Source organism: Aeromonas sp. (assembly GCF_050633025.1).
GTDB lineage: Bacteria > Pseudomonadota > Gammaproteobacteria > Enterobacterales > Aeromonadaceae > Aeromonas.
Genome location: NZ_JBODRQ010000003.1, coordinates 1 through 25,186 on the forward strand (window position 1 = coordinate 1; position 25,186 = coordinate 25,186).

Here is a 25,186-nt window from a genome sequence, read left to right on the forward strand (position 1 = left end):
TGACGCTATTTTCACCTACTGCGGTTTCATTGGCATCCAATCACCAAGCCTATTGCTGGCCATATTAAATATCTGTATTGATGTTCCCCACGGATATTATATTTAACCCGGCTTGACTTATTTAAATCGCCAAGCAAGAATCAGCTAGAACATAATATTTTTCTCTGACTCGACGTGGTAACTCCTATGAATGAATTTTTAAAGGTACTGCTTAATATCCGCAGTCTGCGTGCGACCTGCCGCGAACTTTCTCTGGAACAACTGGAAGAGGCACTGGAAAAACTCTCTGCGATCGTTGCTGAGCGTCAGCAGGATGAAGCTGGCGAGCGTCAGGCCCGTGAAGAGCATCTGCGGAAAATTAACGAATATAGCGAAATGCTGAAAGCCGCCGGTATTGACCCAGCAGAATTGGTAAGCGCTGTCGCTACCAACCCCGGCAAATCAGAAAAAGCCAAGCGGGCGCCACGTCCTGCCAAATATCGCTATCAGGATAATGGCGTAGAGAAAACCTGGACCGGCCAGGGCCGTATGCCTTCGGTCATTGCCAGCGCAGTGGCAGCAGGCAAATCACTGGAAGACTTTGCTATCTGATCTCAATCTGGTTGCTAATAAAAAACCTCGCCAAGGCGAGGTTTTTTATTGCCGCTTAAACGTGAAATATCAGATAGCTGATTGCGGGCGATCTGCTGCCTTGACCCACAGCACTTCACGATCCCCTGCCACGCAGATGAGATAGCGGGCAACGGTAAAGAACCAGTCACTCATCCGGTTCAGATAGGGCAGCACCTCGGGATTGACCCGTTCTTCCCGGCTCAATGTCAGCAGCAAGCGCTCGCAATGACGCACCAGAGTGCGCACCACATGCGCTTGCGCCGCGGCACGGGAACCACCGGGCAATATAAATTGGCGCAGCGGTGGCAATGGCTCACTATAACGATCTATCTGCTGTTCAAGGCGAGTTGTCCAGGCGGCATTAACCTGCCAAATCGATTCATTCTGGGCGTCGCTGGAGAATGCCAACTCGCCCCCCAGATCAAACAACTCCTGTTGCAACAGCTGTAAATCAGCCAATAAGCCGACCTCTTGCGACGGCACATCACAAATCAGCAAGCCAATATGGGAGTTGAGCTCATCGATATAACCGTAGGTCTCGACCCGAAAATGATCCTTGGGCAACTGGATACCATCGGCCAACCGGGTCATGCCCTTGTCGCCCTGCCTCGTATATATTCTCATACCGACATCCTGTTAATAATGGGAATAATCATGGATTCGAGCCCATTGAGTTTGATCTCATAAGCCAACGCAAGGGTCTGACCCAATTTACCCGCCGGAAAACCGCTGCGCGCCATCCACACCAGATAGGGCTCGGGAATATCGATGATACGCCGACCCTGATATTTACCGTAAGGCATCTTGTTGGTCAGGGTCAGCAGCACCTGTTCGTCGGATAGCCAATCCATATTAATCGATATCCAGATATTTATGAGTCTGGATTGAGAGTCGCCAGTTACGCGCGATACAGGTATCCATCGCCAATTGGGTGGCCCTTGGCTTCTGGCTGATCGGCTGCAAGGCAATGACCACATCAGGGCGCAGGGTAGCAGTAGCGAGCAGCGTATCCAGCTCTTCAATATGGTGCTCGGTGGCCACCGGATGCTTGATCTCGTTGGCCCGCTCCAGCGCCGAGACCAGCACAGGCAGCCCCCCTTTCATGCCAATTTTGGGGGAGACGGTTACCCAGGTCTGCTCATGGGTTTTGATTTCGCTGGTGCCACTGGTTTCTATCTGCACCTGATAACCCGCCGCCAGCAGGGCTGACGAGAGTTCATGCAGATCGTAGAGGCAGGGTTCCCCACCGGTGATCACCACATGGCGCGCCTGATAACCCAGATCGCCAAAGCTTTTGATAATCTGCGCGGTGCTGAGTTGGCTCCAGCAATCGGATTCGTTGGAGCGATCCAGCACCGCCGCCTTGCCCACTTCACGAGCCGGATCAACAACCCAAGTATGACGGGTATCGCACCAGGAGCAGCCCACCGGGCAACCCTGCAGGCGAACAAAGATGGCGGGCAGGCCGGTAAAGATGCCCTCCCCCTGGATGGTCTGGAAAATCTCGTTGATTGGGTAGTGCATCTCGATCACGGCTTGTTGCAAAAGTCGCGGATTATACCCCAAGCCACGGCAAGACGCAGGCTCACTCTGCGCTTTTCTCGCCCAGCCCGGTTTTCTCAAACAGTCTGGCCATGATGCCCGCCTTGTCGACCAGATAGTTGTTCAGACCGCGACTGCGCAGTTCACAGGCAGGACACGTGCCACAGCCGTCACCGGCAATGCCGTTGTAGCAGGTCAGGGTCTGCTGGCGCACCGTGTCGAGGTGACCATAGTGATCCGCCAGTGCCCAGGTCTCGGCCTTGTCGAGCCACATCAGGGGTGTTTCAAAACGGATACCGCGATCCAGCCCCAGCGACACCGCCTGATTGAGGGCCTTGACGAACTCGTCACGGCAATCGGGATAGCCGGAGAAGTCGGTCTCGCACACACCGGTGATCACCGCTTCGGCGCCCACCTGATAGGCATAGATGGAGGCCAGGGTCAGGAACAGGATATTGCGGCCCGGCACGAAGGTATTGGGCAGGCCATTATCCTGCAGCTCGCAGCTGACCGGAATGTCGTCACGGGTCAGGGCAGAGACCGCCAGCTCATTGAGCAGCGTCACATCCATCACCTTGTGGGCGGCAATCCCCAGCGCACTGCCCAGACGGCGCGCGGTGTCGATCTCTTCCCGATGGCGTTGACCATAGTCAAACGTAATGGCGTGCACTTCATCATACTGGGCCAATGCCTGCACCAGACAAGTAGTGCTGTCCTGACCGCCGCTGAAAACCACGACTGCTTTTTTCATCTTGATAACTCCTTGAATTGTCACGCGCGGCGGCCTTCGGCAAAGTCCTGCCACTGGGTATTCAACCGATTGAACAGGGTCAGCAAGGGCGCATAGCGCTCCTGCCTTCCCTCCCACCGGGACAAGAGGTGATAGCCCGCCTCTATGGTAGAGAGGGCATCGGGAAAGGGTTTCTTGCGAATGGCATATTGACCGGCAATGGCACCAATGCCGATACGGGGCAAACGGGCCAGTGCCCGGTTGCTCTGCAACATGCGATAGGCTTTGCGCCAGGTGCCGTCTAACAAGATAAAGGCGACGGATGCGGAGCCAGAGGATTCACTCTCCCACTGTTGGCGAAGATCGGTCAGCGAAATGGCATCCTCATCCGGCCAGAGTAGATAGCAGCGACGGGAAGGATCTGCAAGCAACCCATTGAGCCACTCATCGCGGGAAAAGTCCTCCCCCACATGGATCTCGCACTGTTGCAAAGAGGCCGCCAGCAGTGCCGCGGTCCCCTTGGGATGTGCCACCTCGTTGGGGTGCTGCAAGATGTAGAGGGGCGTGTGATTGTCAACCGGCACAATATAATCGCACAGGCAGGCTTTGAGGGCTCGGGTGCAACGTGTACAGTATCGACTGTTCTTGTCGTTGGACTGTTTCATGTTGTCAGACAAATCTGGATTGCTCTGGGTTATCACGCTCTCTCTCACCAGCTTGCTACTCTTCTTTACCGTTCCCAATCTTCAGCTCTCCTTCGATCGGCCCTTGATCGCCGGGGGCGAAGGGTGGCGGATCATAACAGGCAATCTGGCTCATACCAATCTGTGGCACCTGCTGCTCAATCTGGGCGGCCTCGCCATCCTCTATAGCCTGTTTCGCGACTATCTGGGTGGGGCTCGCCTGCCGCTGCTGATGTTGCTGCTCTGGTTGGCAGTGGGCTTGGGGATCTGGTGGTGGTGCCCGCAGACCCAGTGGTACATGGGGCTATCCGGCTCGCTGCATGGTCTGTTTGTCTGGGGGGCAATGCAGGATATCCGCCACGGACGCCGCACGTCGGGCTGGCTACTGTTGGCAGGGATGGGGCTCAAGCTGGTAATGGACTTCTACAACGCAGGAGAGAGCCCGATATCCACCCTGATCAATGCCAGGGTACACATCGGCTCTCATCTTATCGGGGCAGGTGCAGGCCTGTTGCTCGGCCTGCACCGCGTATCACTGACTGAACCTGTTACGCACCAGCCAGCTCGGCATTGATGCTGGCCAGCATGGCGGCCGGATCGGCAGCCTGCGTGATGGGGCGACCGATAACCAGATAATCGGAACCCGCCTCGACCGCCGCTTTCGGTGTCATCACCCGGCGCTGATCCCCGGCCGCTGAACCGGTCGGGCGAATACCCGGGGTCACCAGCTTGAAATCTTCGCCCAGCATGGCTTTCAACTCATGGGCCTCGTTGGCGGAACAGACCACCCCATCCAGACCGGATGTTTTGGTCAAGGTAGCCAGCCGGATCACCTGCTCGGCCGGGCTCACATCCAACCCGAGGGGAATCATGTCGGACTGCTCCATGCTGGTCAGCACGGTCACGCCGATAAGCAGGGGGGCCTTGTCGCCATAAGGCAGCAACGCCTCTTTGGCGGCACGCATCATCCGCTCACCACCACTGGCATGCACGTTGACCATCCAGACACCGAGCTCGGCACTGGCTGCCACGGCTTTGGCAACGGTATTGGGAATATCGTGAAACTTCAGATCCAAAAAGACATCAAATCCCTTGGCCACCAGCTGGCGTACAAACTGCGGGCCAAACAGGGTAAACATCTCCTTGCCTACCTTGAGACGGCACTGGGCCGGAGAGATACGTTCAACGAACGCTAAGGCATCTGCCTCGTGCTGATAATCCAGCGCTACCAGTACTTTGGGATCTTGCATCTCACATCCTATTGCTTGTTATTCACCGTCCAGACCACGGATCGGCTTGATGGAACCCCACTGGCGACAAGACGGACACTGCCAGAACAACGAGTGAGTGGCAAAGCCGCACTGCCGACACTTGTGGGTTGACTTGATTTTGATCTGCTCGCCGACCAGCTGTTGCAGCAGCTCGAGGCTCTCCTTGGCAGGCCCCTCCTCCGCACTGGCCAGCTGAAAACCCACCAGCTGGTAAAAACCTTTCATCGAGGGATGACGACGCAGCTGACGCAGCACCAGCGAACGGGCCTGGCTCAGGCCATCACGCTCTTCAACCAGCTTGGCAAGGGCCAATGTCACGCTGACGCCGGCGTGATCTTCCACCGCCTTCTCAAGCAGCGGGATCAATGCGGGCGTGCGACCCAACTGCTGATAGCACTCGAGCAATTTGGGCATCGCCTCGGAGGCAAAGTCGATATCCTGCTCGAACACCCGCAGCAGATCCTTACTGGCCTGCTCATACTCTCCATCTGCCATGGCGAGCTCAGCGAGGCGCAAACTGGCCCGGGCACATGCCGGATTGATACTGAGCGCCCGTTTGAGCTTGGCCAGTCCCTCCCCTTTATTTCCGTCACGCAGCGCGATTTCGGCCTGCTCGCAATAGAAATGGGAGATGGGGTCGGCCAGCTTCTTGCCCTGGAATTTTTGCAGACGAACCGCCACATCGATGGCCTTGTCCCAATCCCGCAACTGCTGATGGATGATCAACAGCTGTGCCAACGCCGTCTCTTCAAAATCGCTGTCGTCACACAGCTCATTCCAGAGTGCTTCAGCACGGTCGAGCAGACCGGCAGCCAGAAAGTCGCGAGCCAGCTCCTGCAAGGCAAGTTGACGCTGCTCCCGGGTCAGTTGGCGGGTTACCAGGTTCTGGTGGATCTTGATGGCACGATCGACCTCCCCGCGCTGGCGAAACAGGTTGCCGAGGGAGAGGTGTGTTTCGATGGTTTCACTGTCCACCTCAAGCAGCTGGATAAAGAGATCCACCGCCTTGTCAGATTCATCGGACAGCAAATAGTTGAGGCCCGCCACATACTGGCGGGAAAACTGATTACTCTGTTTTTGGGTGTCCTGGCGAACACTCCTGCGACCCATGTACCAGCCATAACCGGCGGCGATAGGCAACAGCAGGAAAAGCAGTTCAAGCATTGAGGAACATTATTCCTTACCCGGTGACCGGGCCAGCTCCAACTCGCGGGATTGACGACGCATGGTGCGGTTGAGGGTGCGATTTTGCATTTTCAGGCGCAGGAACAGCAGGCCGAATACCAGCCAGCCCAGCAAAAAACCGCCAGCGAAGAAGAAGCCCAACAACATTGCAAGCGAAAACTCACCCTGAGCGATCAGGTAATTGAACTGAACCAGCTGACCATTTTGTGAGCCCAGCGCCAGGGTCAGAACAAACACCAGCACCAGCGGAATGAGGGCCAAAATACGCTTCATAAGAGCTCCCTGTCAGTATCTAATGAGAGACTGATTATCCTTAAAATCACAGGCAGACTCTAGAGTGAATGGGAAAAGAGTTTAAGAAACAAGACGATTGGCACAGGAATCTGCACCAAAAACAAAAAAGGCATACCCGAGGTATGCCCATTTCTGGATTATTCAACGATGTTGACGCGCTCGCGCAACTCTTTGCCAGGTTTGAAGTGCGGGACATATTTCCCGGTCAGTTCAACCTTGTCCCCAGTCTTGGGGTTGCGGCCCACACGGGGCGCACGATAGTGCAGTGAAAAACTGCCAAATCCGCGGATTTCAATCCGGTCGCCGTTTTGCAAGGTCGACGCCATCTGCTCAAGGATCTCCTTGATGGCGGCTTCGACATCCTTGGCCGGCATATGCATGCGGCTGGCTGCCAGTTGTTCGATGAGATCTGATTTGGTCATAATGTTAAATCTCCTTCCCCGATCACATGCAATATTCATTTTGCCAGGATAAAAAAGGGCGGCGCAATGCCGCCCTTTTCTTGCATCAAGGATTACTCACCCTTGGCGGCTTTGAACGCTTCAGCCATAGCATTGCTGAACACAACTTCTTCTTGCTGGTTCAGGCTATCGATAGCAACGCGCTCATCAGCCTCGTCCTTAGCACGGACAGACAGGCTTACGGTGCGGTTCTTACGATCAACGCCCATGAATTTAGCTTCAACTTCGTCACCAACAGACAGCACCAGAGTGGCGTCTTCTACGCGGTCACGAGCAGCGTCGGAGGCACGCAGGTAGCCTTCTACGCCGTCAGCCAGTTCGATAACGGCACCTTTGGCATCAACCTCGGTAACCTTACCCTTCACGATAGCACCTTTCTTGTTGTCAGCCAGGTACTTGTTGAACGGGTCTTCTTCGATCTGCTTGACACCCAGGGAGATGCGCTCACGCTCCGGGTCCACTTGCAGAACAACGGCTTCGATCTCGTCGCCTTTCTTGAATTCACGCACGGCTTCTTCGCCCTGGTTGTTCCAGGAGATGTCAGACAGGTGAACCAGGCCGTCGATGCCGCCATCCAGACCGATAAAGATACCGAAGTCAGTGATGGACTTGATCTTGCCGGAAACACGGTCGCCTTTGGCGTGAGTTTCGGCAAACAGCTGCCACGGGTTGGATTTGCACTGCTTCAGACCCAGGGAGATACGACGACGCTCTTCGTCGATGTCCAGAACCATCACGTCAACCACGTCGCCAACGTTAACAACTTTGGACGGGTGGATGTTCTTGTTGGTCCAATCCATCTCGGATACGTGTACTAGGCCTTCAACGCCTTCTTCGATTTCAACGAAGCAGCCGTAGTCGGTCAGGTTGGTCACGCGGCCAGACAGACGGGTGGTCTCCGGGTAACGCTTGGCGATAGCAACCCAGGGATCTTCGCCCAGCTGCTTCAGACCCAGGGATACACGGGTACGCTCGCGGTCGAACTTCAGAACCTTGACAGCGATCTCGTCGCCAACGTTGACGATTTCGGAAGGATGCTTAACGCGCTTCCACGCCATGTCGGTGATGTGCAGCAGGCCGTCAACACCGCCCAGATCTACGAATGCACCGTAGTCGGTCAGGTTCTTGACGATACCCTTAACTTCTTGACCTTCTTGCAGGTTAGCCAGCAGGCTTTCACGCTCGGAGGTGTTCTCGGTCTCGATCACGGCACGACGGGAAACAACAACGTTGTTGCGCTTCTGGTCCAGCTTGATGACTTTGAACTCGAGTTCTTTGTTTTCCAGGTGAGCGGTGTCACGGATCGGACGCACGTCAACCAGAGAACCCGGCAGGAAGGCACGGATGCCGTTCAGTTCAACGGTGAAACCACCCTTGACCTTGCCGTTGATGATACCGATAACGGTAGCTTGCTCTTCGTAAGCTTTTTCAAGCTGCAGCCAGGCTTCGTGGCGCTTGGCTTTTTCGCGGGACAGCTTGGTTTCGCCGAAACCATCTTCGATAGAGTCCAGAGCCACGTCAACGGAGTCACCTACGTTGATTTCCAGCTCACCCATGGCGTTTTTGAATTCTTCAGCCGGGATAGCGGACTCGGATTTCAGACCGGCGTCAACCAGTACGAAACCGTTCTCGATAGCAACGACAGTACCCTTGACGATGGAACCTTGACGGGTTTCAACGGCGTTCAGGGACTCTTCAAAGAGTTGAGCAAAAGATTCGATCATTGTTTATGTCACAAATGAAACATCCACTTGTCATCCAGCACAAGCGGGGTTGTTTTAAATAATCTGCGCCATCCTTGGTGCAGACGACCGGATGTCAGCTTGCGCTGGCATCACCAAGTTGTTGCTCTGCATAGGCGAGCACTGTTGTCAGTACATCTTCTATGGTCATGGCGGTAGAGTCTACCACCAGAGCATCTTCTGCCGGTTTCAGGGGGGCAACGGCGCGATTTCTGTCGCGATCGTCACGTTCCCGAATCTCGGTTAAAAGACGCTCAAAGTTAACATCAAAGCCCTTATCTTGCAACTGCTTATAGCGGCGCTGGGCCCGTTCTTCGGCACTGGCGTCGAGGAAAATCTTCACCTCGGCCTCGGGGAAAACAACTGTGCCCATGTCACGACCATCGGCAATCAGACCCGGGGCCTGACGAAATGCACGCTGACGGCGCAGCAAGGCTTCGCGCACCCGGGGGAAGGCAGCGATTTTACTAGCCGCATTACCCACTTCTTCGGTGCGGATGGTGCGGGAGACATCTTCCCCTTCCAGGATAACCTTGACCAGATCGCCCTCAACCTGAAATTGCACATCCAGATTGGCGGCCAGCGGCACCAGTGAGGCTTCACTGTCCAGCTCTACATCGTGATGCAGAGCGGCCAGGGACAACACCCGATAGATGGCGCCCGAGTCCAGCAAGTGCCAACCCAGCTTCTCAGCAAGCAGCTGACACAAGGTGCCTTTACCTGCACCACTGGGGCCATCAATTGTCATTACGGGGGCCATCTGAGGCATAAATTCTCTCCTGCACTGTGTTGCTCCCATCCCGAAGGGGTGGGTTAATGGGCGCCGATTATACCCGAATGTGGTGAGCCTGGCAGTCACCAATCTGCACAAAGGACCAAAACACCGGAGGACTACCGTGCTTGCATCTCATTTGGATATTTCATTAAGCAATGCAGGGACTTGTTCTTATGGTCGTTCCTGACAAGGCGCGCTAAACTGGCCCCCTTTTTTGAGCCGTTAGTAGTAAGGAGCAACCTATGAGCAGCGTTACCCTCGTGGCCAAATCCAAATTGCCAACCCCCTGGGGCACTTTCACGCTGGTAGGTTTTCAGGAAACCGGCACAGGCAAAGATCACGCCGCACTGGTGATGGGCGACATTACCGGTGAAGAGCCCGTGTTAGGCCGGATCCACTCAGAATGCCTGACCGGTGACGCCCTGTTCAGCCTGCGTTGTGACTGCGGTTTCCAGTTGCAGGCGGCTATGGAGAATATCGCCAAGGCCGGTCGTGGCGTGTTGCTATATGTACGTCAAGAGGGCCGTGGCATCGGCTTGCTCAACAAGATCCGCGCCTATCACCTGCAGGATCAGGGGGCCGATACCGTGGAGGCCAACGTGGCCCTTGGTTTCGCCGCCGACATGCGCGATTACACCATCTGCGCCGATATGCTCAAGCAGCTTGAAGTCAAGTCTCTCAAACTGATGACCAATAACCCGCGCAAGATGAAGGCGATGGAATCCTTCGGTATTCCGGTGGCCGAACGGGTTCCGTTGCAGGAAGGGCGCAATCCCCACAACGAATTCTATCTGTCGACCAAGGCCAACAAGCTGGATCATATGCTCAAGAAGTAAGCCTGCATTGATAAACAAAAAACTCTCAAATGCCTCCCATTGGGAGGTGTTTTTCTGGTAGCGCCTGCACACTGCATCTGCGCTATCGCACTGGCATGGTCAGATTGGCCAGCAATGCATCAAGCTCTTCACCTGTGCGGGCAGCACAGTATTGGTCGACCCGCTCCCGGGTCCATTGCGGCGCGAGACGCTCAATCAGGTCGTAGAGATAGCCGCACAAAAACGCCCCCCTGCGCAACCCGATAGCGGCCACACCGCTTGGTAGCCAGGGCGCCGTTTTGAGCACCAGATCGCCATCGCGCTGGGGCTCCCAGGCAAAAGTTGCCATCACCCCGATGCCCATTCCTTGTCTGACATAGGTCTTGAGCACATCGCTGTCGCTCGCACAGCAGGCGATCCTGCTCTCGGCATGAGCACAATCAGAGCCATGAGCAGCAGAGATCGCCCTTCCATCGGTCACCAATGCAAACTCCACCAGCTCGGCCGGGGTCAGCGATGTTGCTCTGGCCAATGGATGCTCCTTTGGCAGCACCAAGCCCCGTTGCCACTGAAAAGAGGGGAGCATCAACAGATCGCTCCCCTCCTCCGGTTCATCGGCCAGCAGCAGATCGGCAGCGCCATCATGCACGGCTGCGCGGCACTGCGTCGCACTCCCCTGCATCACAGTTACGGCAACTTTGGGAAAGCGGGCCATGAATCCCTTGAGGATGGCGGGCAGAATATAACGGGCTTGTAGATGAGTAGCGGCAATGGTGAGAGTTCCCTGCTCCGGATGCACATGCTGCCTGGCCATGACCTTGATGGTGGCGACCTTGTCCAACACCTCGGCCGCCACTTTGATCACATCCCGACCGATGGGGGTGATCTGGGTCAGGTGTTTGCCGCTGCGCTCGAAGATCTGGATCCCCAGCTCATCCTCCAGCATCCGCACCTGTTTGCTGATCCCGGGCTGGGAGGTGAAAAGGCTATCTGCGGTGGCCGACAGATTCAGCCTGTGGTTGGCTACCTCGACGATATAGCGCAATTGCTGCAGTTTCATGGTGTAGCCCTCAAGCAAACCCACCGTTAATAGTAACAAACTTTCAGCAATGGCCCGCCGCTATCAGGCCGGACGATCCTTGAGTAGAAAATCACGCAAGGCACGATTGGCCATGGAGAGCGGATCACCCCGCCGCCACGCCACGCAGAGATCGAGATAGATGGGCGGGTCGAAGGGCACACCACTCAGATCCGGCTCCTCTTCCAGCACCATTCGCAAGAAGGTGGTCACCGCAAAGCCTTGCCGCACCACCGCCTTGAGCAGAGGGATAAGATTGCTCTCGAAGGCAATATCGAGTTCAACGCCCAGGCTCTGGGCCAGCGCCTCCATATGCTCCCGGTGATAGAAACCGCGGCGAAACAGCGCCAGCTCCTGGGCGAAAAACTGCGAGAGTGTCACGGTCGATTCACCGCGCAGAGGATGATCGTCCCCCACCACCATCAACATCTCTTCGCTCAGCAGATGAGCCCCCTCAATGGCGGGGGGGGAGATCACTGGTGATGAGAATGGCCAGATCGAGGGAGCCATCCACCATCCGGCTGAGCAGCTCGCGGGTGCCTGCCTCCTCAACCCGGATCTTGAGACCGGGGTAGCGATGCTTGAAGGCCATCAGACGAGGGGGAAAATAGTAGGAGCCCATCATATAGGGGATCCCGATCCGCACCTCCCCCCGCTCCAGCCCCTTGAGCTCGGCCATCTCGGCCTCGGCCTGATGCATCTGCAGCAACAGACGCTCGGCATGGCGACAGAGCACCTCTCCCTCCGGGGTAAGCCGTACCGCCCGGTCTTGTCGATCAAATAGCCGCAGCTCGAGCTGCTGCTCCAGTTTGGCAATGGCCATGCTGATGGCCGGTTGTGCCACATGCAGACTGTTGGCTGCCTTGGTAAATGAGCCGGCATCCCTGACCGCCAGCAGATAGGTGAGCTGTTTCAGATCCATGTATCAATTCAACTTATGAGATGAATAACTTAAATATATTATATTTATAACAGAAAGAGCTCTACCCTGACCAAAAGTAGTCAGGACAATACGCAATGATTGAAGTTGGAAGTCGCGAGTGGATACGTGCAACCCTGGCCCTCAGCCTGGGCTCTTTTCTGGTGTTTCTGAACCTCTATCAGACCCACCCCCTGTTACCCCTGATTGCCGAGGTCTTCTCGGTCAACTCCCTCTCGGCCAGCTGGACCCTGGCAGGATGCACTGCAGGCCTCGCCGCCTCCTTGCTGATCTGCGCCAGACTGGCGGATCGCCATGGCCGTCGGCAAGTCATGCTGGGTACCCTCACCCTGGCGATCCTGCTCTCACTGTTGATCCCGCTGGTTGAGCAGTTTGGTTCCCTGCTGTTGCTGCGCATCCTGCAGGGCGCGCTGCTGGCAGGGCTGCCCGCGACCGCGATTGCCTATATGGGGGAAGAGTTCAGCAAACGGGCGCTGCTCTCGGCGGTGGGGGTCTATATTGCCGCCAACTCCCTCGGTGGCATTGCCGGTCGGGTGGTCGGCGGCCTGTTGGCGGGCTGGTTTGGCGACTGGCAGCATACCTTTCTGGGGATTGGTGCGATCAGCCTGTCACTGCTGCCGCTGGTCTTCTGGCTGCTGCCCCATCAGACCCGCTTTGTGGCGAGCGCCCCCGTTCGCGGCCAATTTGCCCGCGCCTTGCAGCAACACCTGACCAATCCCTTGCTGGTAGGGGCTTACCTTATCGGCGGGCTCAACTTTATGGTGTTTCTGAACCAGTTCAGTTATCTCACCTTCCTGCTGGCAAAGCCCCCTTTCTCCTTGCCCACCCAGTGGCTCGGCATGCTGTTTCTCACCTATCTCTCGGGAACGGTGGCCTCCTCCCTGAGCGGCCGCTTTGCCAACCGCTGGGGGGCACAACGCATGCTGCTGGTCGGGATCGCCCTGATGGCCATCGGCAGTCTGTGGCTGCTGCAAGCTAGCCTGCTCGGGATCCTGAGCGGCTTGCTGGTCTCCAGCTTCGGCTTTTTCCTGGCACACGCCTGCGCCAGCGCCTGGGTCGGTCATCATGTCGAACACAACCGCGCCCTCGCCTCCTCCCTCTATCTCGTGGCCTATTATCTGGGAGCCAGTCTGGGGGGGCTTTACCTGCACCCGTTCTGGGAGCAGGGCGAGCTTGGCGGTCTGGTCATGGGGATTGAACTGGTCCTCATCCTGACGGCGGGCTTGAGCCTCTGGCTCGGCCACCTCAAGCAACGAAGCGAATCGCCGCTCCCCACCCGGCGGCCCCACCGACACGGGTAACGGGATCAGCACAAACTGGGTCACCCACGAGCAGATAGCGCTCTCGCAACCCAGCGCCACCAGATAGCAAAAGGGGTCACACCGGTGACCCCTTTTGCTGCGTTATTCAAGAGCCTGTCAGGCTCGCACCGCATTGAGCGCAGGATCACTCCTGATCGAAATAATCCGCAGGCACCGCGACCACAGCACCGGTCGCCACCTCTTCGGCGATCACCTCAGTCAGCGGGCGCAGATGAAGCTTGATCTGGCCGGAGGGCAACATCAGGCCAATATCGGGGTTGCGGGTATCCTGCATGTTGCCGGTTTTGAATGGCTGCTCGGGATAGCGCGCTACCAGATCTTGCAGTGAAGCGACCACCAGCTCGATATGTTCCAGCCCAGCCTGATGGACGCGACCCGGTTTCGGTGCAGCCAGCTCGATACAGGGTACCTGTACCTCATCAGCCAACAGCGGCTGATGCAACTGATAAGTGGCGATGGGACGTCCGCCAATCATCCCCTCCACCAGCAAGGTGCCTGCCTCAGCCAGCACAGCACATAGCGCACGGTACTCCTGCAGGGTAGCCGCCCGATAACAGAGGTGATCGACCGTTGGCTGTGAAATTGTGACGCCAGTGGCGGCCAGTTCGGCCAACAGCTGAGAAACAAATGGGGCCATTGGCCCCAGTGTGGAATCGAGTGGGTGGGACATGCTTACCATTTCTTCTTGGGTTGAAACAGGACATCGAGCTCGTCGGCTTCCTGATCCCTGACGTTTTGCAGATCCTGTGCGCTGTTTTGCTGCTGCAGCTCTTCCAGCTCCTTGAGCCCCTGCCGCATATCCTCTTCACGGGCCAGCAGATAGGGGTCCTTGTCGGTTACGCTCGCCATGACCGACAGTCCCTTGGTATAGAGCTGGCGGCAAGTGCCATATTGGCCCTGAATACGGGCATCCATCGCCCGCTTGACCAAATTGGAGATGTTGATCTTGAGCTGCATCAGCTCGAGGCGACGATCCTCCTGAGCAAACCCTTGCGGGTCAATCTTGCCCTTGTTGTGCTCAACCCGCAACACGGCACGCAGTTTCTTCACCAGTTGCAACATCTGGATCGCCTGACGATCGGACTCAGGGGTCTTGAAGTGCCCCTCATCCTGCGCACTGTAATTTTCCTGTACATTCTTAATCTGGATCTGAACATCGGCGATGCGCTGCTTGACCTGGTTGTTGGGCAACAGCTGGGCAATGGCGCGATAGGCATCGAGGATCCGGTGCTGAAGCAACAGCACCATATTTTTGGAAAAAGGCACCAGATTGACATTCAGCAGCACCTCTTCGGTCTCATCCGCTACCGTTTTGTGTCTGGCAACAGCGTGACGCTTTTCAGCCTCTGCTTTCTGCTTATATTGCTGTACCACGTTATAGGCGATAACCAAAAAAAGGAGTGCGCCGATAGACAGCAATACCAAAGTTAAAATCATAGGATGTTCAAACCCCTGTCCCAAGCCAATTGTCTGATCCTACAACAGCTTACCCACTTAAGGTAGCCTGCAGGTCCCCCCATGCCCACGATTTGTCGCCAAGCTGTGCTATAGCGCTCAGGGCGATGGCAGGATCAAGAGGGAGCGTACAAGATCTACGCTCCCTTTAAGTATCGCCCATCAGGCTCATTACTTGAGGTTAAAGCCTCGGGATTGCAGAAAGCCCAGCATGTAAGGACGGGACTCCTTGGTCAGGATGGCGCGGATCTGGCTGCTCCAGGACTGCTGCTTGTTGTTACTGCTGCGAGCCTGATAGTAAGCCTCGATCTGCTGATCATACTGAGCCAGCAGATCGCGATCCAGATCACGCCGATAATGCTCCTGATGCACTACCAGAGCCCGTGGTAAACGGGGTTTCTGCTCTGGCTGCTGATCTGGATGACCGAGGCAGAGGCCAAAGAGCGGGATCACCCGATCAGGCAACTCCAGCAGGTCGCTCACCTCTGCAGGATAGTTTCGAAGTCCGCCGATATAGACCCCACCCAGCCCCAGCGACTGGGCAGCCAACAAGGCATTCTGCGCCATCAGGGCACCATCTATAGCACCAATCAGCAGTTGCTCCGCATAGCCGGTCTGGGCATCGGACACGATCTGACTGTGGCGGTGGTAATCGGCACAAAATACCAGAAACTCCGCAGCTCGCTCGACATAAGGTTGATGACCAGCCAGCTGTGCCAGTTGCTTGCGTGCATCGGTCCCGGTCACCCGAATGATGCTGGTTACCTGCAGAAAACTTGAGGTCGGTGCCGACTGGGCGGCAGCCAGAATGGCGTCCAACTGCTGCGGAGCGATCTGCTCGGCAGTGAACTGACGAATGGAGCGATGGGAACGGATAAGATCGATGGTCTGATTCATGGCACCTCCAGAGTGAGGTAACACCATAGCGAAAAAAACGAGGGAGCCCAAGGCTTCCTCGCCGTACCAACAAGGCCGCATAAGCAACTTTGTTTCCACATACATGTTTGTTGACACACGTGCCACACTCAGCCAGCTCGCCACCAGTGCTCCAGCAAGGTAAGCTGCTGGCAGTCGAGATCCAACTTCGCCTCGATGCCCAGTGGCAACGTCAGCATGGGATGGGTATGAGCGCAATCAAACTCCGCCAGAATGGGGAAGTTCGGCTCCCCCACCACTTCCAGCAGGATATCGAGGGGGCGCTTGCCGCTGCCCTGATCATTGAACAGCTCGTGCTTGCCGAGGATAAGGGCGCCGATCCGATCAAACACCCCGCACAACTTGAGATGGGCGAAGGAGCGCTCCACCGTCTCGGCAGATTTCAGGCTGTCCTCCAGCAGCAGAATGTCACCGCGTTCGATGGCCGGCATATAGGGGGAGCCCCAGACCCCCGCCATGGTGTTCAGGTTGCCGCCCATCAGTCGCCCCTGCACCCGGCCAGAACCCACCGAGATAAGCCGATTGGGCTGGCACTGCTTGGCCCGGGTCTGATTCTCCCAATCGAGCCATTCATCGGTCCAGTGCGCGGGGGTGGGCAACGTGCAGGGGACGCCAGCCTCGTCGGCCAGCACAATCTGTAAAAAGCTGGCAAGTGTGTCGTCCACCAGCGACGGCAGCTCGCCGAACGAGGCCACCAGCGCCGGGCCATAGAAGGTAACCAAACCAGTCTGGGCATGGATGCCGAGCAGCAAGGCCGTCACATCGGAGTAGCCAACGATGATCTTGGGATCGCGCCTCAGCGCCTCAAAATCGAGGTAAGGCAGCAGGGAGTTGGAGTTGTTGCCGCCAATCACCGACATGATGCAGCGCACCTCGGGGTCGCGAATAAGGGCGTTGAGCTCCTCGGCCCGCGCGGCAATGGTGCCGGATCGCCAGTGATCCTGCTGGCCGGTGAGGCTACCCGCCTTGAGCCGGAAGCCCTGCCCTTCGAGAAAGGCTTTTGCACGGGCAAAGCGGTTGGGAGCCCAGACGGTTGCCGCGCTGGAGGGGGAGAAAAAACCTATGGTGTCGCCGCGCTTGAGTGGCGGTGCAAGGAGTCTCGGAATCAATCACATCTCCCTATGTCTCATCGGACCGTGAAAACAGAGCCTTGATTATCTCTTAGCGCCCCTTTTGCCACAGCGGCTGGCTCACCACAGTGTAGAAACACAAAAAGAGGGACCTTATCTTGGGGTATGACGTGTCACACCACTACCGCGGTGCCACTGATGCTGACCATCAGCATGCTGCCATTTTGCCCCACCACCTCGTAGTCGATATCGATGCCGACCACGGCATTGGCGCCAAGGGCTGCGGCACGCTCTTTCAGCTCATCGAAGGCGATCTCGCGGGCACGGGCCAGCTCTTTTTCATAGGCGCCGGAGCGGCCACCGATAATGTCGCGGATCCCGGCAAAGAGATCCTTGAAAATGTTGGCGCCGAGGATGGCTTCGCCCACCACGATGCCGCGGTATTCACGAATGGTTTTGCCTTCCAGCGTGGGGGTCGTCGAGAGGATCATCTTGAACTCCTGTGAATAGCAGAAGGCCTCAGACTACCCCAACTGTCCGAAAATCCCAACTAGGGGGTAGCCTGCACGACGCCAACCGTAAAAATCACGACTGCCAGATAAAAAAACACCGCGCACGAGGCGCGGTGTTTGTTTCAGAGGGCCATTGCGAACGGCAAGCCGTCACGGATTGTAAGAGACCACCGAGCCACTGAGGCCGGTCATCTGGGAGATCCGCCCTTGCATCCCCTGCAGTTTGGCCTTGGAAACATCCGGTCCGATAAAGACCCGGTTGAGCTGACCCTGCACCGGTGTGCGCGGCGATGTGTGGGCAGAGTAGCCCGCCGCCCGCAGCTTGCTCACCAGCGCGTTGACGCTGTCGACGTTCTTGAAGGCGCCAAGCTGGAGGATCCAGCTACCCTGTGCCGGTGCTGCAGCAGGCGCGGGGGTGGTCGGCTGGGTCATCTTGCTTTCAATCAGATCGTCGAGGGACTTGATCTGACCCGCCTGCGGCTTGGCCGGTGCGGGCGCCTTGGCCACTTCAACCGGTTTGGCTGGCGTCGGCTTGGGTGCTGGCTTGGGCGGTTCGACCGGTTTTTTGGCCACCACTTCCGGCTTGGGCTGTGGCTTGGGTTGGGCATTCTGTTGCGGCTGGACCGGCGCCGGTGCGGCAGGGGTTGTCGCCGGTTGTGCACCGTTGCCCTGACCGGCGAGGGTCATGGGGTCAGCCACCTCTTCCACTTGCCACTGCTGGGCCGCAGAGGCCTGTTGCTGGCTGGCCAGATGGTCGGCTGGCAGGCTGCTGGCTGCCGAGACCTGCAGTGCAGGTTTGGCTGGCTCCAGCTCGGGGCGCAGCGGGATCTTGGCAAAGGCCTCCTCCTTTTGTGCCAGCTTGTGACCATCCAGCAAGTCCGGCAGGAAAATAACAACCAGGGCCACCAGGATGACGGTGCCCACCAGACGGTTTTGAAACTTCGAGGCCAAGTTGAATCCTACCTTTACGTAACTCAATATGCGATTTGGCTCCCCGCCAGAAGGCCGGAGAGCCGGGGTGTGGCCTAGACGGCGACACCCGCCAGAATGTCGGCGACAGTGTAAAACGAACCAAACACAATGACCATATCGTCTGGACTCGATGCGGCCAATGCTGCCTGATAAGCGGCGCGAACATCATCAAACGCCGTGGCAGGCCCCTTGCCCTCTCCCAACGCTGCAGCCAGTTGCGCAGCGGTGGCGGCGCGCGGGCCGGTGAGGCTGGCCAGATACCACTCGCCAATCAGGCCATCAAGTTCGGCAAGGGATCCCGCCATGTCCTTGTCTTTGAGCATGCCCACCACGGCGCGGCGCACACCCGTGCAGGGCATCTTGCGCAATTGCGCGGCCAGATAGGCCGCCGAATGGGGGTTGTGGGCCACATCGACGATCACCAGCGGCGCACTTTGCAACTGCTGCATCCGGCCAACCAGCCGGGCATTGGCAAGCCCGTCACGAATGGCGGACTCCGGCAGCGGCAAGCCGAGGGATTCCAGCGCCGCCAGCACGGTCACCGCGTTCATCAGCGGCAGCGCCGGTTTTGGCAGATCCCGCCACTGGTTGAGGCCGTGATAATCCCAACCGCTCTCGTGCTCATCGCCACGAAAATCGATACCGACCTGACGCAGATTGGCGCCAAGACGCAGCGCTTCGCTGGCGATAGTCGCAGGCGGATTGGGCTCGCCACTGATGGCGGGTTTACCGGCGCGATAAACGCCAGCCTTCTCCACCGCCACGGCTTCGCGGGTATCACCCAGCCAGTCGCAATGATCGAGGGCAATGGAGGTGATCATCGCCACATCGGACTCCACCACATTGGTGGCATCGAGCCGCCCACCCAAGCCGACTTCCAGCAGCAGCACATCCGGTGCGGCGCGGCAGAAGAGCCACAAACCGGCCAGTGTGGCGAACTCGAAGAAGGTAAGGGCAATCTCGCCGCGAGCTGCTTCCACCTCGGCAAAGGCGGCGCAATGATCGCTGTCGGGCAGCTCTTGCCCGTTGACCCGCACCCGCTCGGTAAAGCGCAGCAGATGGGGAGAGGAGTAGACGCCGACCTTGTAGCCTGCGGCCATCAGAATGCTGGCCGCCATGGCACAGCTGGAGCCCTTGCCGTTGGTGCCCGCCACCGTGATCACCTTGAACGGCAGCTGGGTAAGCCCCATGCGCTGGGCGACAGCACCGACCCGATCCAGCCCCATGTCGATATTGACCGGATGGATCTGCTCCAAATAAGAAAGCCAGTCGACCAGCGACCGGCTTTGGGATTGTTGCATGTTTGAACTCATCTTCACTCTTCGATGACGTGAGTATTCAGCATTTTGGCGAGCAGGCTGGCCAGACGGTTACGCATTTCGCGGCGATCGATGATGAGATCGATGGCACCCTTTTCCAGCAGGAACTCGGAGCGCTGGAAGCCTTCCGGCAGTTTCTCGCGCACGGTCTGCTCGATAACACGCGGGCCGGCAAAGCCGATCAGCGCCTTGGGCTCGCCCACGTTGATGTCACCCAGCATCGCCAGACTGGCAGAGACGCCACCCATGGTGGGGTCGGTCAGCACGGAGATATAGGGCAGGCCCGCCTTGGTGAGTCGGTCCAGCGCTGCACTGGTCTTGGCCATCTGCATCAGGGAGAACAGCGCTTCCTGCATGCGCGCACCACCAGAGGCGGAGAAGCAGACCAGACCACGGCCTTCCTTGATGCACTCCTCGACGGCGCGCACGAAGCGGGCACCGACCACGGAGGCCATGGAGCCACCCATGAAGGAGAATTCGAACGAACAGGCGACAACCGGTACCCCTTTGAGGGTCCCTTTCATCACCACCAGCGCATCTTTCTCCGCCGTCTCTTTCTGAGCGGCAGACAAACGATCCTTGTAGCGCTTGGAATCCTTGAATTTCAGTACATCCTGCGGCTCCAGCTCGGCACCGATTTCGGTGCGACCCTGCTCATCGAGGAAGCTCTCGAGACGGGCGCGGGCGCTGATGCGCATATGATGATCACACTTGGGGCACACTTCGAGGTTGCGCTCCAACTCTGCCCGGTAGAGCACCTGTTCACAAGCACTGCACTTGGTCCACACCCCTTCCGGAATGTTGTGACGACGGGGCGCAGTGATCTTGCTCTTGGGAAGAATCTTCTCAAGCCAGCTCATGGAATTCCTTAATGCTTTTGTGCCTGACAAAACGCATCGAGCCTAGATTGTTCAATGACTTAATCGCTCGATGGCAACAAATGACGGGTCATTAAACCACAATTTTTCGGGCGCAGTTACTAAAAACTGGTCATACCCGGTGCCGAGTCCGGCAGCCACAACGGGCCAAGCGGCAACTGCGGCAGAGCAAACTCGACCGGGTAATCCACGTCGACCAGATAGAGGCCACCGGCCTTGGCGGTCGGCCCGGCCAGATTGCGATCTCGGGCAGCCAGCACCTCGGCAATCCACTCCACAGGTTTAAGCCCCTGCCCCACCAGCAGCAGGGAGCCGGTGATGTTGCGCACCATGTGGTGCAGGAAGGCGTTGGCGCGAATATCCAGCACGATATAGGGCCCCTGACGGCTGACACACAGATGGGTCACATTGCGCCACGGGGTGTTGGATTGGCAGGCAACGGCACGGAAGGTGCTGAAGTCGTGCTCCCCCAGCAGGCTCTGGCCCGCCAGGTGCATCAACTCGGCATCGATGGTCTCGTGGTAGTGGCTGACGCCACTGCCAAGGATCGCCGGCCGGTAGTTGTGGTTGTAGATGACATAGCGGTAGCGGCGTGCGGTGGCGCTGAAGCGGGCGTGGAAGCTCTCGTCCACCTGCTTGACCCAGCGCACGGCGATATCGGGCGGCAGGTTGGAATTGAGTCCCAGGGTCCAGGCCCCTTCGGCACGGTTCGCCTCGGTATCGAAGTGGATCACCTGGCCGGTCGCATGGACACCGGCATCGGTGCGCCCGGCACACTGGATAGAGACAGGGTGGTTGGCTATCCGGCTCAGCGCCGTCTCCAGTTCAGCCTGCACGCTGATCACTTCACGCTGACGCTGCCAGCCGAAATACCGGCTGCCGTCATATTCAATACCTATGGCAATTCGCATGGATAAACTTGTCTTGTTGTGAAAACGCAGTGAAAGAAACGGGGCGGATTATACGCGCTCAGCCCGAAAAGTCCCACCACGCGCGCAATTGGCCTGAATAGCGAGCCTGTGCGGCCATGCTCACCCCATCGCCAATCGCCAAAAGAAGGGGCAGCCTGCTGGCTGCCCCCGTTTTGCTGATCCCGTGATGGGAGATGCTTTAACCCAACCGCTTGAGCAACTTCTCGGCTTCGGCACGCTGGTGATCGCTACCCTGCTCCGCCGCCTCTTGCAGCAGCTCGCGGGCGCTGTCCTTGTCGTCAATCTCGAGGTAGGCACGGGCCAGATCCAATTTGGCCCCCACACCGCCGTCGTCAGCATCCACGTCAAATCCGGTGGATTCCGGCAACACCTCGGGGAAGCCATCGAGCCCCACATCCAGCGAGAAGCCCTGATAAGGCTCCTGCTCCGGCGCGGTAGCATCGGCTTCGGCCAGCAGCTTGTCTATCTCGACGTAGCCGCTCTGCTGTGCCTGGTCACGGGGCTTAACATCTGCCGGATGAGACTCCACCTCAGCAAACGCATCTTCAAAATCGGAGAGCGCCAGCTCGTTGGGATCCCATTCCAGGTCCGGTTTGTCCTTCTTGGCTTTGACAGGCTCAAGACCAAGTTCGGCCAGCATAGCATCTGCGCTCTCATCAGCACTGAGATCAATGCCGTTCTCATCTTTGCCTGCTGCAGGCTCGTTGAAGGCACTTTCGAAATCGCTAAGATCAAAGCTCGCCAGATCGTCGTCAGCGGCGCCGACTTCGTCGATGGTGCTCAAATCGGGCTCGAGGTCGGCTGAGAGATCCGCATCCAGCTCGGCAAACAGGGCGGCCTGCAACTCCTCTTCGCTCATGACCTCATCCGCGGCCTTGGGCTTGGGCTTGGGATTGAACTCGCTGGCCAGATCCATGGCGGGCGCGTTTGCCTGCGCAATAGGCTCATCCACCGATAGATCGAGATCCGGCACCAGATCCGGGTCACGACTGGCTGGTTGGGCCGCCATCCGCTCCGGCTCGAAGCCTTGATGCGCCATCTCGCCGTCATCGCTGAACACCAGATCCACATCCGGCTTGCTCGGTTCAAGTGGCATAAAGCCATCTGGGGTATTGAGATCCGGCACCGGGCACATCGGCTCGTTGTCGGTCACATCGACACTCAGCAGACCATCAAACTCGCCTTGATCCTGATCCATCATCATCGCGGTGGATTCGGAGAGGCTCTTCTCCTGCTCTTCCAGCTCGCGGCGGGCACGGGCACGCAGCCACAGGGTCACCAGCGCCAATACCAGCAGCACCGGCAGCAGGATGATCATGGCGAGGTTGAGCGGTGAGGCGAGCAGATCCATCAACCAGTTTTTCTCAGGCTCAGGCTCGGCTGCCACCGGCGGAACGGCTTGGGCCTTGAGCTCGGCAATCTCTTTTTGCAGCGCCGTCTGATCCTGCAACTGGGCCTTGAGGGTCTCTACCTCTTCGGTCAGAGATTGCAGACGCAATTTCAGCCGGTGGTTCATTTCAGTCACCTGGCCAAGCTGGGCATTGGCATCTTCCAGTGCCAGCGCCATCTCGGTGGCCGGTTTACCCACCGGTTTATCCAGATTGGAAGGCAGAGGCGCCGGTGTGGTGCCTTCTGCAGCGCTCGAAGCAGGAGCTACCGCCTCTTTCGGCGCAGGCTCGCTCACCTTGGCCACTTCTTTGGTTTCAGCTGCCGGTTGCGGTGCCACAACCGGGGCGGGAATGGGGGCGGCTTTCGCCACTGGCAGCGGCGCAGGGGCGGCTTGCACTGGCTCAGACTTGGCCACTTCTGCCTTCAAGGGTTTGGCGGCAGCCGGTTTGGCGGTATGGGCCTGCTTGTCAGCCAGATATTTGGGGCTTAACCCCTTCCAGCTGGCGTTGTCGCTGCGGAACTTGGCGCGGGCCTGGGCATCGGTGATGACGCTCGCCTCGGCCACGGTCGGCAGCAGGATGCGTGACCCCACCAGAATGTGGTTGATATTGCCATCGGCAAAACTGCGGGGGTTTTTCTCGTAGATCGCCACCATGGTCTGGTAGACGCTGACACTACTGGAGGGACGGTATTTGCTCGCCAGACTCCAGAGAGTATCGGTTGGACGAACAGGGCCATAACTACCGGCATTGGCAGTGACCTGACGCACCACCGGCTGGGCAGTTGCCCGCACCGGTTGCGCCACGGGTCTGGCGACCGGCTGCACCAGCGGCTGGGAATTGACGGCAGGAGGTGCAGGTTCGTCAGGGCCTTTTAGCTCGACAAAAAAAGGCTCCCGCGCCGGGTCTTCAGCCTGGACTGTGCCCAGCAGACCCAATGCGAGTAGTGTTGCCAATGTTATGCGGGAATGTCCCATATTCGTTCCTTCGTATGACGGCCCTATCACATTGAAAATTCTGGATAGTTACCCCAAAACAGTCGGTTCAATATAAATCAGGCTCGCCTGGCAAGCCAGCAGTCCGACACATTTAGCACCCAACTTGACCCTGAGTGTAGGAAAAAACTTAATCAGTTGATATCGCAACAGAATCTTGAAGTGACGGAGTGCGGCATGGGTCACACCCCGGGGCCAGATGTGCAGCACTCCCTGCTGCGCATCTGTAGCATCTGACCAGCCTTACAGATAGTCGCGAACCAGCAGTTCGGCAATCTGTACACTGTTGGTTGCAGCTCCCTTACGAACGTTATCGGCCACGATCCACATATTTACACCATTGGGATGAGAAATATCCTGACGCACCCGTCCCACCAGCACTTCATCCTTGCCGGTGGCATCGCGCACCGGGGTCGGATAGTCCCCTTCGTCATCAAACAGGCTCACACCGGGGGCGCTACGCAGCAGGTCCTTGACCTGTTCGGCATCGAGTGGCTGGTGCAGTTCGAGGTGTACCGCCTCGGCGTGGCCGTAGAAGACCGGCACCCGCACGCAAGTCGGGTTCACGGCAATGCTGGCATCGCCGAGGATCTTCTGGGTTTCCCATACCATCTTCATCTCTTCACGGGTGTAGCCGTTGTCGGTGAAGCTGTCGATCTGCGGGATCAGGTTAAAGGCGATCTGTTGCGGATAAAGAGTCGGTTCCACCGGACGGCCGTTGAGCAGATGAGCGGTCTGACCCGCCAACTCGCTGACCCCCTCTTTGCCGGAGCCTGACACGGATTGATAGGTGGCCACGTTGATGCGGGCAATGCCCACTTCGTCGTGCAACGGCTTAAGGGCCACCAGCATCTGGATGGTGGAGCAGTTGGGATTGGCGATGATGTTGCGATTGCGAAAATCGGCCAGCGCATCCGGGTTCACTTCCGGGATCACCAGCGGGATATCTTCGTCGTAACGGAAGCAGGAGGTGTTGTCGATGACGATGCAGCCGTGTTCGGCAGCAATCGGTGCCCACTTGGCAGAGACCTCGGCACCGGCGGAGAAGAGTGCGATCTGCACCTGGCTCCAGTCAAACTCCTCCACATCGAGGATCTCGAGGTTCTTGCCGCCAAAGCGCACGGTATCACCGGCACTGCGGCTGGAAGCCAGCGGATAGAGGGTCGCTACCGGAAATTCGCGCTCTTCCAGGATCTCGATCATCGCCTGACCCACGGCGCCGCTGGCACCCAATACCGCTACGTTAAACTGCTGGCTCATTCTGTTCTCCTCTGATAAT

At 57.8% G+C, this 25,186-nt stretch carries 27 protein-coding genes and 1 pseudogene; 4 read left to right on the plus strand and 24 right to left on the minus strand.

Annotated elements, in window-relative coordinates:
• Window positions 1-186: 186 nt before the first annotated feature.
• On the plus strand, window positions 187-591 hold the full coding sequence (locus ACRAUW_RS00710) for an H-NS family histone-like protein (RefSeq protein ID WP_431360761.1): 405 nt from the start codon (window positions 187-189) through the stop codon (window positions 589-591).
• Window positions 592-660: 69 nt separating this feature from the next.
• Here ACRAUW_RS00710 and ACRAUW_RS00715 read toward each other — a convergent pair whose 3' ends face one another.
• The 5 genes from ACRAUW_RS00715 to ACRAUW_RS00735 all read right to left on the minus strand — a co-directional run bounded on the left by ACRAUW_RS00715 (window position 661) and on the right by ACRAUW_RS00735 (window position 3,549).
• Complete coding sequence (locus ACRAUW_RS00715; protein ID WP_431360762.1) at window positions 661-1,236, minus strand: cob(I)yrinic acid a,c-diamide adenosyltransferase; 576 nt, start codon at window positions 1,234-1,236, stop codon at window positions 661-663.
• Complete coding sequence (locus tag ACRAUW_RS00720; protein ID WP_005337126.1) at window positions 1,233-1,463, minus strand: DUF3820 family protein; 231 nt, start codon at window positions 1,461-1,463, stop codon at window positions 1,233-1,235. Before ACRAUW_RS00720 ends, ACRAUW_RS00715 begins: the two co-directional genes overlap by 4 nt.
• 1 nt (window position 1,464) lies before the next feature.
• Window positions 1,465-2,136, minus strand: coding sequence for a 7-carboxy-7-deazaguanine synthase QueE (gene queE, locus ACRAUW_RS00725; protein WP_431360763.1), 672 nt, complete (start codon window positions 2,134-2,136; stop codon window positions 1,465-1,467).
• Window positions 2,137-2,197: 61 nt separating this feature from the next.
• The gene (queC, locus tag ACRAUW_RS00730; RefSeq protein ID WP_431360764.1) at window positions 2,198-2,905 is read right to left on the minus strand and encodes a 7-cyano-7-deazaguanine synthase QueC; all 708 of its coding nucleotides are present in this window, start codon (window positions 2,903-2,905) and stop codon (window positions 2,198-2,200) included.
• 20 nt (window positions 2,906-2,925) lie between these two features.
• Window positions 2,926-3,549, minus strand: coding sequence for a tRNA-uridine aminocarboxypropyltransferase (locus tag ACRAUW_RS00735; protein WP_158110732.1), 624 nt, complete (start codon window positions 3,547-3,549; stop codon window positions 2,926-2,928).
• Here ACRAUW_RS00735 and rrtA point away from each other — a divergent pair.
• Window positions 3,548-4,141 (plus strand): rhombosortase, encoded by a 594-nt coding sequence (gene rrtA, locus ACRAUW_RS00740; protein WP_421344810.1) that lies wholly within the window; start codon window positions 3,548-3,550, stop codon window positions 4,139-4,141. The two genes, ACRAUW_RS00735 and rrtA, sit on opposite strands and share 2 nt — an antisense overlap.
• Here the strand turns inward: rrtA and pyrF are convergent.
• The 6 genes from pyrF to cmk all read right to left on the minus strand — a co-directional run bounded on the left by pyrF (window position 4,116) and on the right by cmk (window position 9,289).
• A complete protein-coding gene (gene pyrF, locus ACRAUW_RS00745; RefSeq protein WP_431360765.1) occupies window positions 4,116-4,817 on the minus strand; it encodes an orotidine-5'-phosphate decarboxylase in 702 nt (233 codons plus the stop codon). The genes rrtA and pyrF overlap by 26 nt on opposite strands.
• A gap of 18 nt (window positions 4,818-4,835) precedes the next feature.
• Window positions 4,836-6,002: a lipopolysaccharide assembly protein LapB gene (gene lapB, locus ACRAUW_RS00750; protein WP_431360766.1), complete on the minus strand. Its 1,167-nt coding sequence runs from the start codon at window positions 6,000-6,002 to the stop codon at window positions 4,836-4,838.
• A 9-nt stretch (window positions 6,003-6,011) separates the two neighbouring features.
• A complete protein-coding gene (locus tag ACRAUW_RS00755) occupies window positions 6,012-6,296 on the minus strand; it encodes a LapA family protein (protein ID WP_005337143.1) in 285 nt (94 codons plus the stop codon).
• 158 nt (window positions 6,297-6,454) lie between these two features.
• A complete protein-coding gene (gene ihfB, locus ACRAUW_RS00760; protein WP_005337145.1) occupies window positions 6,455-6,739 on the minus strand; it encodes an integration host factor subunit beta in 285 nt (94 codons plus the stop codon).
• Window positions 6,740-6,831: 92 nt separating this feature from the next.
• Window positions 6,832-8,502 carry a 30S ribosomal protein S1 gene (rpsA, locus tag ACRAUW_RS00765; RefSeq protein WP_336757316.1) on the minus strand — a complete coding sequence of 557 codons (1,671 nt, stop codon included), beginning with the start codon at window positions 8,500-8,502 and terminating at the stop codon, window positions 6,832-6,834.
• 94 nt (window positions 8,503-8,596) lie between these two features.
• Window positions 8,597-9,289, minus strand: coding sequence for a (d)CMP kinase (gene cmk, locus ACRAUW_RS00770; protein ID WP_431360767.1), 693 nt, complete (start codon window positions 9,287-9,289; stop codon window positions 8,597-8,599).
• 248 nt (window positions 9,290-9,537) lie between these two features.
• Between cmk and ribA the strand changes: the two genes are divergently transcribed.
• Entirely contained in the window at window positions 9,538-10,131 is a 594-nt protein-coding gene (gene ribA / locus ACRAUW_RS00775; RefSeq protein ID WP_005337152.1) for a GTP cyclohydrolase II, read from the plus strand.
• A gap of 82 nt (window positions 10,132-10,213) precedes the next feature.
• Here the strand turns inward: ribA and ACRAUW_RS00780 are convergent, their stop codons facing one another.
• Both ACRAUW_RS00780 and ACRAUW_RS00785 read right to left on the minus strand, forming a co-directional pair.
• Window positions 10,214-11,170, minus strand: coding sequence for a LysR substrate-binding domain-containing protein (locus tag ACRAUW_RS00780; protein ID WP_431360768.1), 957 nt, complete (start codon window positions 11,168-11,170; stop codon window positions 10,214-10,216).
• A 63-nt stretch (window positions 11,171-11,233) separates the two neighbouring features.
• Window positions 11,234-12,110, minus strand: a pseudogene (locus ACRAUW_RS00785) (LysR family transcriptional regulator).
• 95 nt (window positions 12,111-12,205) lie between these two features.
• On the opposite strand from ACRAUW_RS00785, the gene ACRAUW_RS00790 reads away from it, so the two are divergent.
• Window positions 12,206-13,429 carry an MFS transporter gene (locus tag ACRAUW_RS00790; RefSeq protein WP_431360769.1) on the plus strand — a complete coding sequence of 408 codons (1,224 nt, stop codon included), beginning with the start codon at window positions 12,206-12,208 and terminating at the stop codon, window positions 13,427-13,429.
• A gap of 145 nt (window positions 13,430-13,574) precedes the next feature.
• Here the strand turns inward: ACRAUW_RS00790 and ACRAUW_RS00795 are convergent, their stop codons facing one another.
• The 11 genes from ACRAUW_RS00795 to ACRAUW_RS00845 form a co-directional block, all read right to left on the minus strand.
• Entirely contained in the window at window positions 13,575-14,129 is a 555-nt protein-coding gene (locus ACRAUW_RS00795) for a VOC family protein (protein ID WP_431360770.1), read from the minus strand.
• Entirely contained in the window at window positions 14,123-14,887 is a 765-nt protein-coding gene (locus ACRAUW_RS00800) for a DNA repair protein (protein WP_431360771.1), read from the minus strand. Before ACRAUW_RS00800 ends, ACRAUW_RS00795 begins: the two co-directional genes overlap by 7 nt.
• 189 nt (window positions 14,888-15,076) lie before the next feature.
• Window positions 15,077-15,802: an oxygen-insensitive NADPH nitroreductase gene (nfsA, locus tag ACRAUW_RS00805; protein ID WP_431360772.1), complete on the minus strand. Its 726-nt coding sequence runs from the start codon at window positions 15,800-15,802 to the stop codon at window positions 15,077-15,079.
• A gap of 128 nt (window positions 15,803-15,930) precedes the next feature.
• Window positions 15,931-16,947, minus strand: a complete 1,017-nt coding sequence (locus ACRAUW_RS00810; protein WP_431360801.1) for a S66 family peptidase — start codon at window positions 16,945-16,947, stop codon at window positions 15,931-15,933.
• 137 nt (window positions 16,948-17,084) lie between these two features.
• The gene (locus ACRAUW_RS00815; protein ID WP_005333757.1) at window positions 17,085-17,402 is read right to left on the minus strand and encodes a heavy metal-binding domain-containing protein; all 318 of its coding nucleotides are present in this window, start codon (window positions 17,400-17,402) and stop codon (window positions 17,085-17,087) included.
• 171 nt (window positions 17,403-17,573) lie between these two features.
• Window positions 17,574-18,374 carry a cell division protein DedD gene (gene dedD / locus ACRAUW_RS00820; protein ID WP_005352757.1) on the minus strand — a complete coding sequence of 267 codons (801 nt, stop codon included), beginning with the start codon at window positions 18,372-18,374 and terminating at the stop codon, window positions 17,574-17,576.
• Between the two features lie 74 nt (window positions 18,375-18,448).
• Window positions 18,449-19,708 (minus strand): bifunctional tetrahydrofolate synthase/dihydrofolate synthase, encoded by a 1,260-nt coding sequence (folC, locus tag ACRAUW_RS00825; RefSeq protein ID WP_431360773.1) that lies wholly within the window; start codon window positions 19,706-19,708, stop codon window positions 18,449-18,451.
• Window positions 19,709-19,710: 2 nt separating this feature from the next.
• Window positions 19,711-20,574 (minus strand): acetyl-CoA carboxylase, carboxyltransferase subunit beta, encoded by an 864-nt coding sequence (accD, locus tag ACRAUW_RS00830; RefSeq protein ID WP_431360774.1) that lies wholly within the window; start codon window positions 20,572-20,574, stop codon window positions 19,711-19,713.
• Window positions 20,575-20,693: 119 nt separating this feature from the next.
• Window positions 20,694-21,503 (minus strand): tRNA pseudouridine(38-40) synthase TruA, encoded by an 810-nt coding sequence (gene truA, locus ACRAUW_RS00835; protein ID WP_431360775.1) that lies wholly within the window; start codon window positions 21,501-21,503, stop codon window positions 20,694-20,696.
• 199 nt (window positions 21,504-21,702) lie between these two features.
• Complete coding sequence (locus ACRAUW_RS00840; RefSeq protein WP_431360776.1) at window positions 21,703-23,889, minus strand: FimV/HubP family polar landmark protein; 2,187 nt, start codon at window positions 23,887-23,889, stop codon at window positions 21,703-21,705.
• 261 nt (window positions 23,890-24,150) lie between these two features.
• On the minus strand, window positions 24,151-25,167 hold the full coding sequence (locus ACRAUW_RS00845; RefSeq protein WP_431360777.1) for an aspartate-semialdehyde dehydrogenase: 1,017 nt from the start codon (window positions 25,165-25,167) through the stop codon (window positions 24,151-24,153).
• Window positions 25,168-25,186 lie beyond the last annotated feature (19 nt).

Excerpts from the sequence above, each read along its gene's own strand:
- ACRAUW_RS00710 (WP_431360761.1), top strand. The coding sequence starts at position 187 with ATGAATGAATTTTTAAAGGTACTGCTTAATATCCGCAGTCTGCGTGCG.
- ACRAUW_RS00715 (WP_431360762.1), bottom strand. The coding sequence starts at position 1,236 with ATGAGAATATATACGAGGCAGGGCGACAAGGGCATGACCCGGTTGGCC.
- ACRAUW_RS00720 (WP_005337126.1), bottom strand. The coding sequence starts at position 1,463 with ATGGATTGGCTATCCGACGAACAGGTGCTGCTGACCCTGACCAACAAG.
- queE (WP_431360763.1), bottom strand. The coding sequence starts at position 2,136 with ATGCACTACCCAATCAACGAGATTTTCCAGACCATCCAGGGGGAGGGC.
- queC (WP_431360764.1), bottom strand. The coding sequence starts at position 2,905 with ATGAAAAAAGCAGTCGTGGTTTTCAGCGGCGGTCAGGACAGCACTACT.
- rrtA (WP_421344810.1), top strand. The coding sequence starts at position 3,548 with ATGTTGTCAGACAAATCTGGATTGCTCTGGGTTATCACGCTCTCTCTC.
- ACRAUW_RS00735 (WP_158110732.1), bottom strand. The coding sequence starts at position 3,549 with ATGAAACAGTCCAACGACAAGAACAGTCGATACTGTACACGTTGCACC.
- pyrF (WP_431360765.1), bottom strand. The coding sequence starts at position 4,817 with ATGCAAGATCCCAAAGTACTGGTAGCGCTGGATTATCAGCACGAGGCA.
- lapB (WP_431360766.1), bottom strand. The coding sequence starts at position 6,002 with ATGCTTGAACTGCTTTTCCTGCTGTTGCCTATCGCCGCCGGTTATGGC.
- ACRAUW_RS00755 (WP_005337143.1), bottom strand. The coding sequence starts at position 6,296 with ATGAAGCGTATTTTGGCCCTCATTCCGCTGGTGCTGGTGTTTGTTCTG.
- ihfB (WP_005337145.1), bottom strand. The coding sequence starts at position 6,739 with ATGACCAAATCAGATCTCATCGAACAACTGGCAGCCAGCCGCATGCAT.
- rpsA (WP_336757316.1), bottom strand. The coding sequence starts at position 8,502 with ATGATCGAATCTTTTGCTCAACTCTTTGAAGAGTCCCTGAACGCCGTT.
- cmk (WP_431360767.1), bottom strand. The coding sequence starts at position 9,289 with ATGCCTCAGATGGCCCCCGTAATGACAATTGATGGCCCCAGTGGTGCA.
- ribA (WP_005337152.1), top strand. The coding sequence starts at position 9,538 with ATGAGCAGCGTTACCCTCGTGGCCAAATCCAAATTGCCAACCCCCTGG.
- ACRAUW_RS00780 (WP_431360768.1), bottom strand. The coding sequence starts at position 11,170 with ATGAAACTGCAGCAATTGCGCTATATCGTCGAGGTAGCCAACCACAGG.
- ACRAUW_RS00790 (WP_431360769.1), top strand. The coding sequence starts at position 12,206 with ATGATTGAAGTTGGAAGTCGCGAGTGGATACGTGCAACCCTGGCCCTC.
- ACRAUW_RS00795 (WP_431360770.1), bottom strand. The coding sequence starts at position 14,129 with ATGGTAAGCATGTCCCACCCACTCGATTCCACACTGGGGCCAATGGCC.
- ACRAUW_RS00800 (WP_431360771.1), bottom strand. The coding sequence starts at position 14,887 with ATGATTTTAACTTTGGTATTGCTGTCTATCGGCGCACTCCTTTTTTTG.
- nfsA (WP_431360772.1), bottom strand. The coding sequence starts at position 15,802 with ATGAATCAGACCATCGATCTTATCCGTTCCCATCGCTCCATTCGTCAG.
- ACRAUW_RS00815 (WP_005333757.1), bottom strand. The coding sequence starts at position 17,402 with ATGATCCTCTCGACGACCCCCACGCTGGAAGGCAAAACCATTCGTGAA.
- folC (WP_431360773.1), bottom strand. The coding sequence starts at position 19,708 with ATGAGTTCAAACATGCAACAATCCCAAAGCCGGTCGCTGGTCGACTGG.
- accD (WP_431360774.1), bottom strand. The coding sequence starts at position 20,574 with ATGAGCTGGCTTGAGAAGATTCTTCCCAAGAGCAAGATCACTGCGCCC.
- truA (WP_431360775.1), bottom strand. The coding sequence starts at position 21,503 with ATGCGAATTGCCATAGGTATTGAATATGACGGCAGCCGGTATTTCGGC.
- ACRAUW_RS00840 (WP_431360776.1), bottom strand. The coding sequence starts at position 23,889 with ATGGGACATTCCCGCATAACATTGGCAACACTACTCGCATTGGGTCTG.
- ACRAUW_RS00845 (WP_431360777.1), bottom strand. The coding sequence starts at position 25,167 with ATGAGCCAGCAGTTTAACGTAGCGGTATTGGGTGCCAGCGGCGCCGTG.